This window comes from Sphingomonas sp. S-NIH.Pt15_0812, from assembly GCF_003951315.1.
Taxonomy (GTDB): domain Bacteria; phylum Pseudomonadota; class Alphaproteobacteria; order Sphingomonadales; family Sphingomonadaceae; genus Sphingomonas.
This window is the reverse complement of record NZ_QLJH01000033.1, coordinates 23,994-34,093: the sequence shown is the minus strand read 5'-3', so window position 1 is coordinate 34,093 and position 10,100 is coordinate 23,994. Positions and strand designations below refer to the sequence as shown.

The following is a 10,100-nucleotide window of genomic DNA, read 5'->3' as shown; positions in this document are numbered from 1 at the left end:
CGATAGGCGTGCATGATCGCAATCTCTGGCTGAACGTCGTATCGGCCCCGTGGCCGGTACGACGTTCAGCCAGAGATTGCGATCATGCACGCCTATCGTACGCACACCTGCGCCGCGCTCGACGCTTCGGCCGTCGGCCAGACCGTCCGCCTGTCGGGCTGGGTCCACCGCCGGCGCGACCATGGCGGCGTGCTGTTTATCGACCTGCGCGACCATTACGGCATCACCCAGATCGTCGCCGACAGCGACAGCGCGGCGCTGCCGGTGCTGGAGAGCGTGCGCGTCGAATCGGTCGTGACGATCGACGGCGTGGTCAAGGCGCGCGCCGAGGGCACCACCAACGCGAACCTGGCGACCGGTGAGATCGAGGTGTTCGCACAGAGCGTCACCGTCCAGTCGGCGGCGCAGGAACTGCCGATGCCGGTGGCGGGCGATGCGGAATATCCGGAGGATATCCGCCTGCGCTATCGCTTCCTCGACCTGCGGCGCGAGCGGCTGCACGCCAACATCCTGCTGCGCAGCCATGTCATCTCGTCGCTGCGCCGGCGGATGATCGACCAGGGCTTCACCGAGTTCCAGACGCCGATCCTGACCGCATCGTCGCCCGAGGGCGCGCGCGACTATCTGGTGCCCAGCCGCGTCCATCCCGGCAAGTTCTACGCGCTGCCGCAGGCGCCGCAGATGTTCAAGCAGCTGCTGATGGTGGCCGGCTTCGACCGCTATTTCCAGATCGCGCCCTGCTTCCGCGACGAGGATGCGCGCGCCGATCGCAGCCCCGGTGAATTCTACCAGCTCGATTTCGAGATGAGCTACGTCACGCAGGAGGACGTGTTCCAGGCGATCGAGCCGGTGCTCCACGGCGTGTTCGAGGAATTCGCCAACTGGCAGGGCAAGGGCCGCACCGTCTCGCCGCTGCCGTTCAAGCGCATCCCGTATCGCGAATCGATGCTGAAGTACGGCAACGACAAGCCGGACCTTCGCAACCCGCTGATCATCGCGGACGTCAGCGATCAGTTCGTCGGCTCGGGCTTCGGCCGCTTCGCCTCGATCGTCGAGGCGGGCGACGTGGTCCGCGCCATCCCCGCGCCGAAGACGGCTGACAAGAGCCGCAAGTTCTTCGACGACATGAACGCCTGGGCCCAGTCCGAGGGCTTTGCCGGCCTGGGGTACGCCACGCGCAAGGGCGGCGAATGGGGCGGGCCGATCGCCAAAAATCATGGCGAGGACAAGATGAGCGCGATGGCCGATGCGCTGGGCCTGGGGCCGGACGACGGCCTGTTCTTCGCCGCCGGCAAGGAGGCGCAGGCCGCCAAGCTCGCCGGCCTGGCGCGCACCCGCGTCGCCGACCAGCTCGGCCTGATCGACGACAAGCGGTTCGAATTCTGCTGGATCGTCGACTTCCCGATGTTCGAATATGACGAGGACGCGAAGAAGGTCGATTTCAGTCACAACCCCTTCTCGATGCCGCAGGGCGAGCTGGAGGCGCTGGAGACCAAGGACCCGCTCGACATCCTCGCCTATCAGTACGACATCGTCTGCAACGGCGTGGAGCTGTCGTCGGGCGCGATCCGGAACCATCGGCCGGAGATCATGTACAAGGCGTTCGAGATCGCCGGCTATAGCCAGGCCGATGTCGATGCGAACTTCGCGGGCATGATCAACGCCTTCAAGTTCGGCGCCCCGCCGCACGGCGGCTCGGCCCCCGGCGTCGACCGTATCGTCATGCTGCTGGCCGACGAACCGAACATCCGCGAGGTCATCGTCTTCCCGATGACGCAGAAGGCCGAGGATCTGATGATGGGCGCGCCCAGCTTCGTCTCGGCCAAGCAGCTGCGCGAGCTCAACCTGCGCTCGACCGCCGAGGTGAAGGCGGAGCCGAAGAAGGATGCCGATCAGGCCGTCGCCCCCGCTGCGGGGTGATGGCCGGCCACCGTCGCCGCCCTGTTCCGGCACCCGCCGGAACAGGGTTCACCGCCGCCGGTAATCCTGCCGCAGGAAATCCAGCACCGGCAGCGCTTCCCAGCGGCGGTGCAGGTCGAACCAGGCGGCATTCTCCCAGCCCGATCCCTGGCCCCAGCGGGTCGAGCAGCGGGTGGAGATCCAGTCCGGCGCCCAATAGACCACGCCCGACCCGCCCGCGCGCACGACGGTGCGGGTAAGGTCGATCATATAGGCGCGCTGCCCGGCCGGGGTGGCCGGATAGCCCTTCACCAGCGAGTCCGCGCCCAGCAGATTGCCCGAGGCATCTTCATTGTCGAGCGTGTAGGGATAGGCGGTTTCCACCACCACCACCTCCTTGCCGTGGGTGGCGCGCAGCCGCTCGATCGTGCCCGCCAGGCCGGACATCGGCTCCTTTGACCATTTCGCATAATAGCTGAGGCCGATCAGGTCATAATCGGTCAGGCCTGCCTGTTTCGCCGCCGTGAACCAGGGCTCGGCATGGTCCGGCTGGGCGATATGGAGCATGGTGCGGATCAGTTTGCCATGCGCGGCCGCCGCCTCGCGCACCGCGCGCAGGCCGGCACCAAGCAAGGCGGCGTTGCGCGTCCAGTCGATCGCCTTGGTCGGGCCGGCCATCAGCTCGCCATTCGTCTCGTTGCCGACCTGCACCAGCTCCGGCGTCAGCCCCTTGGCGGCGAGGGTGTCGAGCGTGGCGCGGGTGAAGTCGTGCACGGCACGGACCTGGGCGGGCGTATCCATCTTGGCCCAAGCGGCGGGGACGGGTTGCTTGTCGCCATCGGCCCAGTCATCGGCATAATGGAAGTCGAGCAGCACCTGTAGCCCCGCTTGGCGCGCCCGCCGGATCGTCTTCTCGACATCGGCAAGGTTGCTGTAGCGGGTCCAGCGCGCGTCGTTCCACAGCCGCACGCGCACCAGATTGCCGCCGGCACGCTGCATCAGCGCGAACGGATCGACCGGCTTGCCGCCCTGGCGATAGACCGCGCCGCAATCCTCCATCTCGTTCGCGAAGGACAGGTCCGCGCCCAGATAGAGCGGGCGGGGCGGCTCGGTTGCGTGGGCCGGCATGGCCAGCAGGGCCGACAGGGCGATCAGGCGGTTCTTCATCGGGCGATCCTCTCGCCAGCCTCCTACCGCAATCGGGGTGGGGTCGGGCAAGTCTCTGATTCACCGGCCCTCATGCGCCCATAGAGCTGTTTCTGGAAAAATCGAAAATATATCATGAGCACTCTTGATGATCATCGCTCATGATATATCTTGAGGCTATCACGAAATGGAGTCGACAATGTACAATGACATGAGAGGCCATGGCGGCCGCCACGGCTGGCACCGTCATGGCGCGGGGGGCATGGGCGGACCGCGCGGGTTCGGCGGCTTCGGCCATGGTCGCGGCGGCTTCGATGGCGCCGGCGATGACGGCCGGCCGCACGGGCGGGGCCGCCGGATGTTCGAGGGCGGCGAGCTGCGCCTCGTGCTGCTGAAGATGATCGCCGACGCCCCGCGCCACGGCTATGAACTCATCAAGGCGATCGAGGAGCTGACCGGCGGCGCCTATGCGCCGAGCCCTGGCCTCGTCTATCCGTCACTCACGATGCTCGGCGAGATGGGCCTGATCGAGGAGCAGGCGAGCGAGGGGGCGCGCAAGCGCTTCGCCGCCACGCTGGAGGGGATCGCCCATGTCGCCGAGAAGGCGGCGGAGATCGAGGCGGTGATGGCCCGGCTCGCGGCGCTCGACCATGAGCGCAACCGGGTGGCGTGGAACCGCCTGCCGATCCGCCGGGCGATGGGCAATCTGCGCGAAGCGGTCCGCAACCGGTTCGAGCAGGGCGATCTGTCCGACGAACGCCTGCACGACATGGCGGCGCTGATCGACGGCGTGGCCCAGCAGATCGAGCGGCTGAAATGAGCGTCTCCGTCGCCCGCGTGCCGACCCTGTCGGCCAGCCGTTACCTCCAGCAGCTCGCCAAGCATTGGAGCCACAAGATGGAGGTGTCGTTCACGGCGGAGGAGGGCACCATCACCTTCCCCAATGGTGCGCAACTCGTCATGCGCGCCGATAGCGCAACGCTTGACCTGGTACTGACCGTGCCGGAGGACGGCGATGCGCTGCGGATGCGCGAGGTGGTCGCCGGCCATATCGACCGCTTCGCCTTTCGCGAGGCGCCGCTGACCTATGACTGGCGGGAGGGATAAGGCGCTTCGCCCGCCGATCCGCACCGGCGTCCTGCGGGAGGCCGGTGCGTCGTCGCCGCTCAGATCAGGTCGAGCAGATGCTCGGCGCTGCTGACCTTGAACTCGCCGGGTTCCTCGACGTTCAGCCGCGTCACCACGCCATCCTCGATCAGCATCGAATAACGCTGGCTGCGCAGGCCCATGCCGAAGGCGGAGCCGTCCATCGACAGGCCGATCGCCTTGGCGAAATCGCCATTGCCGTCCGCCAGCATCGTCACGCCCTGCACGTCATTGGCCTTGGCCCAGGCACCCAGCACGAAGGCGTCGTTGACGGAGGTGCAGGCGATCTCGTCGACCAGCTTGTCGCGGAACGCCTGCACCTTGGCGGCGAAGCCGGGCAGGTGCTTGGCGGAGCAGGTCGGGGTGAAGGCGCCGGGCACCGCGAACAGCGCGATCTTGCGGCCGGCGAAATAGTCGGTGGTGGAAACCCGGTCCGGCCCGTCCGCCGTCACCTTGACCAGGGTGGCTTCGGGCAGGCGATCTCCAATGGCGATGGTCATACGGCGTGTTCCTTGTGGTTCCTCCAGCCCTTCGATCACCGTGACCGGGATTTCAAGCCGTCCCGTCGCATTCCCCCGTGGCGGGTACGGTAACGGGCGGCTAGGACGGTCGCGTGAAGGAAGCGGAATATCTCGCCGGGCAGTTCCTGCTGGCCATGCCGGGGATGGGCGATCCCCGTTTCGACAAGGCGGTCATCGCGCTGTGCAGCCATGACGAAAACGGTGCGATCGGCATCGGCCTGGGCGCGGTGGTGGGCGGCATCGGCTTCCACGCGGTGCTCGAACAGCTCGACATCCCCGTGGGGCAGGCGCCCGATGCGCCGGTGCATTTCGGCGGGCCGGTCGAGATCCGGCGCGGCTTCGTCATCCACAGCGCCGACTGGACCGGGCAGGACACGGTCGACGTCGCCGGCCGCTGGCGCTTGTCGAGCACGATCGACATACTGCGCGCCATCGCCGAGGGGACGGGGCCGGCCCATTGGGTCTGCGCGCTCGGCTATGCCGGCTGGAGCGCGGGGCAGCTGGATGAGGAGCTGACCAGCGCCGGCTGGTTCACCGCGCCGGGCGATCCGGAGCTGATCTGGTCCACCCCCGCCGCCGACCGCTGGGCCAGGGGCTATGAGGGGGCGGGGATCGATCCGCGCCTGCTGGTGGCGGGGGCGGGCCATGCCTGACGCGGCTTTCCGCCTCGGCGGTCGAGATATAAAGATATCTTTATATTTGATCCGGTGACGGCAAGCCTCTAAGGCCGTGGGCATCATCCGAGTTTCAGGAGCAACACCCGTGGCCACTGCAATCGCCCCGACGGGCACCGGCACGCAGAACGACTATGTCATCAAGGATATCGGCCTGGCTGATTTCGGCCGCGCCGAGATCCGCATCGCCGAAACCGAGATGCCGGGCCTGATGGCGCTGCGCGACGAATTCGGCGCATCGCAGCCGCTGAAGGGCGCGCGCATCACCGGCTCGCTGCACATGACGATCCAGACCGCCGTCCTGATCGAGACGCTGACCGCGCTGGGCGCGGACGTGCGCTGGGCGACATGCAACATCTTCTCGACCCAGGATCACGCCGCCGCCGCGATCGCCGCGTCGGGCGTACCGGTCTTCGCCGTGAAGGGCGAATCGCTGGCCGAATATTGGGACTATGTCGGCGACATCTTCACCTGGGACCGCGACGTCGAGGGCCAGACCGCCAACATCATCCTGGACGATGGCGGCGACGCGACCATGTTCGCGCTGTGGGGCGCGAAGCTGGAAGCCGGCGCGACCTTCGCCGAGCCGGAGAATGAGGAAGAGGTCGAGTTCCAGCGCTCGGTCAAGGCGTTCATCGCCAAGAAGCCCGGCTATCTGACCGAGACGGTCAAGAACCTGAAGGGCGTGTCGGAAGAGACGACCACCGGCGTCCACCGCCTGTACGAGATCGCGAAGAAGGGCGAGCTGCCCTTCCCGGCGATCAACGTCAACGACTCGGTGACCAAGTCGAAGTTCGACAATCTCTATGGCTGCAAGGAGTCGCTGGTCGACGCGATCCGTCGCGCCACCGACGTGATGCTGGCCGGCAAGGTCGCCGCGGTCGCCGGCTTCGGCGACGTGGGCAAGGGCTCGGCCCAGTCGCTCCGCAACGGCGGCGCGCGCGTGCTGGTCACCGAGATCGATCCGATCTGCGCGTTGCAGGCGGCGATGGAGGGCTTCGAGGTCGTGACGATGGACGAGGCCGTGAAGCGCGCCGACATCTTCGTCACCGCGACCGGCAATGCCGACGTGATCACCGCCGATCACATGAAGGCGATGAAGCCGATGTCGATCGTCTGCAACATCGGCCATTTCGACTCCGAGATCCAGATCGCGGCGCTGTCCAACTACAAGTGGACCGAAGTGAAGCCGGGCACCGACCTGGTCGAGTTTCCGGACGGCAAGCAGATCATCGTGCTGGCCAAGGGCCGCCTGGTGAACCTGGGCTGCGCGACCGGCCATCCGAGCTTCGTGATGTCGGCCTCCTTCACCAACCAGACGCTCGCCCAGATCGAGCTCTGGACCAAGGGCGAGGCCTATAAGAACGAGGTCTACGTCCTGCCGAAGCATCTCGACGAGAAGGTGGCGGCGCTCCACCTGGAGAAGCTGGGCGTGCAGCTGTCCAAGCTGAGCGAGAAGCAGGCGACCTATATCGGCGTGCCGGTCGAGGGGCCGTTCAAGCCGGATCACTATCGCTACTGATCCACGCGATTCGTGATCGAGAAGGGGGCGCTTGCCGGCTGGCGAGCGCCCCTTTTTTCATGCGGTCAGCTGGCGGTGAAGCGGTCGCAGGTCATGCGCTGCACGGCCGGCGCGGGGTTGTAGATCTGCGCGAAGTCCCGGCGGTCGCGGACGATATAGGCGGCGGTATAGGTCAGGCGGGTCGATCCGTTCGGCAGCCATTTGGCGCTGACGACTGGCTTATAGTCATAGTTGATCTCGACGAACATCACACCCGAATTGGGCGGGGCGGTGACCTTCGCGCCGGTCGGACCCATGCCGCCGGGCGCGGGGGTGCCGGCATTGGCGCTGTTGGTGTCGGTGCCGGCGGTCGTGCTGGTCGTGCCGTAATGCGAGGCATAGTCGGCGCCCGAGCGCATGCCGAGACAGCGTTGCCAGTGGATCTTCTGGTTGCCGGCGCCGTCCGCCTCCAAGCTGGTGACGGTGATCCGGCCGCGCGTCGTCAGGTCCCAGGCGGCGCCCTGTAGACGCGCGGCGATCAGCACGTCGTTGATGTCGACCTCGCGCAACTGCTGGTTGGACAGATTGTTGTTGAGCCCGACGCGCGAGGCATTGTCCGACAGGTTGGTCGCGACCTGGCTCAGGCGAAGGTTCATCAACGCCAGATTGGCGGTCTCGACGCCGTACAGGCCGACGCCGAGCACGAGCGGCAGCGCCAGCGCGAACTCCATCAGCGCCAGCCCATGGGTATCGCCGGCCAGGGATCGGAAGGGGCGGGTCAGGTGCATATCGTCTTGGGCTCGGTGGTCGCCTGCGAGGCGTAGGGCTGGTTCTTGAGGATGGTGGTGGAGGTCATGCGCAGCATCGACGGCCAGCCGATCATCGCCGCGATCGGGAACAGCCGGGGATAGGTGACCGAGAAGGTATAGAGCGTCACATCGTTCGCGCCGCCCTGGCCCGCGCTGCCCGGATCGGCGTCCCAGGCGAAATTGCCGTTCACGTCCTGGAAGCATTCGCCCGGATCGCGGAGGCCGTTGCCGTTGGTGTCGGAAAAGGGCTCCGGCTTGATGGCGGCGAAATTGTCGTAGTTCTTGCGGGTCACGCACCAGGTGGCGGGGACGCGCGTACTCGGCAGCGTTACGGCGCAGGAGGGCTGCGGCGATCCGATCAGCGGCGTCAGCATCGACAGCACGCGGGCGTCGATCGTGCCCGTGCTCTGTGCGCCGCCCTGGAGGGCCGAGTCGCGCGCCGCCTTCTGCACCGCGCCGTCCAGCACCGACTGGGCATAGATCTGGAACCCCAGGTCGAGCAGGCCCATGATCAGCGCGATCATCACCGGCGCGACGATCGCGAACTCGATCACCGTATTGCCGCGCCGGTCGCCGGCCAGCCGTCGAAGGGGAGCGTGGGTCATTTCGAGACGCGCAGCATCGCGACCTGATTGGCGATCGTCTTGAACGCCGTCTGGAGCGAGGCATTGTCGCTGGCATAATAGGCCTTGCCGGGTGACGCGCACTGGGTGAGCTGCTGCGTCAGCGACTGGCCGAAGCCGACCACGAACACGGTGATGTTGCGGGCCTTGGCGGCGGCGCATTCGGCCAGGAACCGGGCATTGTGGTTGTCCAGATCATTGCCGGGTGAATTGCCGCTGACGCGCATGTCATAGCGTTCGGTGCCATACGCGCCGTACACGTTGGCGTTAGGAGACATGTCGCCATCGGTCATGAAGACGATGTACCGATTGGGTTCGTTTCGGCCGGGCCAAGTAGCGGTGTCGCCTTTGAAGATACCGTTTGGTGACAGCATCCGCGTACCCCAGATCATACCGACGTCATGATAGGTTCCGCCCTGTGCGCGAAAGTCGTTGGCGTTGACATAGGCAGCAACATCGTCTCGGGACATTTTCGTCAAGCGTTGTGCCGCCTTCCCGCATGACACATAACCTAAGGCAATATTGTTGTACATCAACATATTGGTATAGTTGCCATACTGTGACGTGTTGGTCGTGTCGCCATTGACGGGGCTGCCCGAGCTACCGCCATTGTTGATGCTGGTACGGTTGGGACGATAATAGAAAACGTCAGGCCAAAGCGGCCGCCACTTCGAATCGTCGTCAGTTGGCATCAAGTCGGGGTCGAGATCGGGTGGCAGATTGTTGATGTCGAAGCTCGTGGCATCATTGGTCTTTCGTTCCTCGATACAGCCCTGCCAGGTCGATCTTGCTCCGGTAATCTTGCTGGGATCAAGAACGGACCCGCCTGCGACATATTGTGAGACATCAAGGGGGATCAAATCGTATAGCCAAAGTGGACCATATTTTGTCTCGGTGACTTGGCAATTGCCTTGATAGACGGTCTCGAAGGTCGACGCGGCACCTTGAGTGGTATAGCCGGTAGCGGGCGAGCGTGTCCCATCAAGGGCACTGCACCCTCGAGAATTTAAGTCGTACCGATAATATGTCGATTTGCTAAGATAATTGTCACCGTTTAAGCGGCGACTATTGTATTTCCAACTCGTCACGAATGCATCAGGAGCCACCGCCCGGACTGCAGTCCCGACATTTACTGTCGAGGAATAGGTGATGAAGCCGTAGCGCACGTTCGTGCTGGGATCGATATTGTCGGCGAGCGTGTCGTAGAAGCTGAGCACCGCCGAGCGTAGACCCGACAGCTTCGATCCGTTCTTCTCGCGCACGCTGTAGGCGGTGTTGCCGTTGGTCGTGTAGCTGTCGACCGGCTGGCTGCATCCGGCGGTGCCGTCCGACGTGGTGCAGGCCATCGAGCCGGTGGTGTCGAGCACGAACATGACGTCCGCGTCCGCCACGTCGTAGCGCGCCTCGCACGTCACGGTCAGCGTCACGTCGCTGGCCGCCACCATCTTCGAGATCGTCATCGGCACGGTGACGGTAGCGGTGCCGGCGACCTGGTTGTCGGCGGTCTTGGTCGGCGTGAATTTCGGCGTGCCCGACTGCATGTAGCCGGTGGTGAAATTGTTGGCGAAGAACTGTTGCGCCTGTTTCGTCGCGGTCGCATCCAGCGCGCTGCCGCCGGAATCGAGCATGAACTTGCGCCCGGCCAGCGCCCCCGCGTCGCACGCCTGCTGGAGCCGTGCCTTGACCACATAGAGGCGCGCGGTGTCGACGCCCGCGCCCGCCATGGCGGTCAGCGGGATCAGCGCGATCGCCATGATCGCCAGCGTATTGCCGGCCACGTC

At 65.5% G+C, this 10,100-nt stretch carries 10 protein-coding genes; 5 read left to right on the top strand and 5 right to left on the bottom strand.

Annotated elements, in window-relative coordinates:
* Positions 1–84: 84 nt before the first annotated feature.
* Positions 85–1,920, top strand: a complete 1,836-nt coding sequence (aspS, locus tag BRX43_RS16825) for an aspartate--tRNA ligase (RefSeq protein WP_206433257.1) — start codon at positions 85–87, stop codon at positions 1,918–1,920.
* Between the two features lie 48 nt (positions 1,921–1,968).
* Here aspS and BRX43_RS16820 read toward each other — a convergent pair whose 3' ends face one another.
* Positions 1,969–3,066 (bottom strand): glycosyl hydrolase 53 family protein, encoded by a 1,098-nt coding sequence (locus BRX43_RS16820; RefSeq protein ID WP_125996246.1) that lies wholly within the window; start codon positions 3,064–3,066, stop codon positions 1,969–1,971.
* Positions 3,067–3,244: 178 nt separating this feature from the next.
* On the opposite strand from BRX43_RS16820, the gene BRX43_RS16815 reads away from it, so the two are divergent.
* Positions 3,245–3,865 carry a PadR family transcriptional regulator gene (locus BRX43_RS16815; RefSeq protein ID WP_241215021.1) on the top strand — a complete coding sequence of 207 codons (621 nt, stop codon included), beginning with the start codon at positions 3,245–3,247 and terminating at the stop codon, positions 3,863–3,865.
* The gene (locus tag BRX43_RS16810) at positions 3,862–4,152 is read left to right on the top strand and encodes a DUF2218 domain-containing protein (RefSeq protein ID WP_125996245.1); all 291 of its coding nucleotides are present in this window, start codon (positions 3,862–3,864) and stop codon (positions 4,150–4,152) included. Before BRX43_RS16815 ends, BRX43_RS16810 begins: the two co-directional genes overlap by 4 nt.
* A 59-nt stretch (positions 4,153–4,211) precedes the next feature.
* Here the strand turns inward: BRX43_RS16810 and BRX43_RS16805 are convergent, their stop codons facing one another.
* Positions 4,212–4,691 carry a peroxiredoxin gene (locus BRX43_RS16805; RefSeq protein WP_125996244.1) on the bottom strand — a complete coding sequence of 160 codons (480 nt, stop codon included), beginning with the start codon at positions 4,689–4,691 and terminating at the stop codon, positions 4,212–4,214.
* 113 nt (positions 4,692–4,804) lie between these two features.
* Between BRX43_RS16805 and BRX43_RS16800 the strand changes: the two genes are divergently transcribed.
* Both BRX43_RS16800 and ahcY read left to right on the top strand, forming a co-directional pair.
* The gene (locus tag BRX43_RS16800; protein WP_125996243.1) at positions 4,805–5,365 is read left to right on the top strand and encodes a YqgE/AlgH family protein; all 561 of its coding nucleotides are present in this window, start codon (positions 4,805–4,807) and stop codon (positions 5,363–5,365) included.
* Positions 5,366–5,474: 109 nt separating this feature from the next.
* Complete coding sequence (ahcY, locus tag BRX43_RS16795; RefSeq protein WP_125996242.1) at positions 5,475–6,908, top strand: adenosylhomocysteinase; 1,434 nt, start codon at positions 5,475–5,477, stop codon at positions 6,906–6,908.
* A gap of 65 nt (positions 6,909–6,973) precedes the next feature.
* Here ahcY and BRX43_RS16790 read toward each other — a convergent pair whose 3' ends face one another.
* Genes BRX43_RS16790 through BRX43_RS16780 form a run of 3 tightly spaced genes read right to left on the bottom strand, consistent with a single transcriptional unit; the run spans position 6,974 to position 10,097 of the window.
* Entirely contained in the window at positions 6,974–7,675 is a 702-nt protein-coding gene (locus BRX43_RS16790; protein ID WP_125996241.1) for a histidine kinase, read from the bottom strand.
* The gene (locus BRX43_RS16785; RefSeq protein ID WP_125996240.1) at positions 7,666–8,301 is read right to left on the bottom strand and encodes a TadE family protein; all 636 of its coding nucleotides are present in this window, start codon (positions 8,299–8,301) and stop codon (positions 7,666–7,668) included. The genes BRX43_RS16790 and BRX43_RS16785 overlap by 10 nt, the downstream gene beginning before the upstream one ends.
* Entirely contained in the window at positions 8,298–10,097 is a 1,800-nt protein-coding gene (locus tag BRX43_RS16780) for a TadE/TadG family type IV pilus assembly protein (protein WP_241215020.1), read from the bottom strand. Before BRX43_RS16780 ends, BRX43_RS16785 begins: the two co-directional genes overlap by 4 nt.
* Between the last annotated feature and the right edge of the window lie 3 nt (positions 10,098–10,100).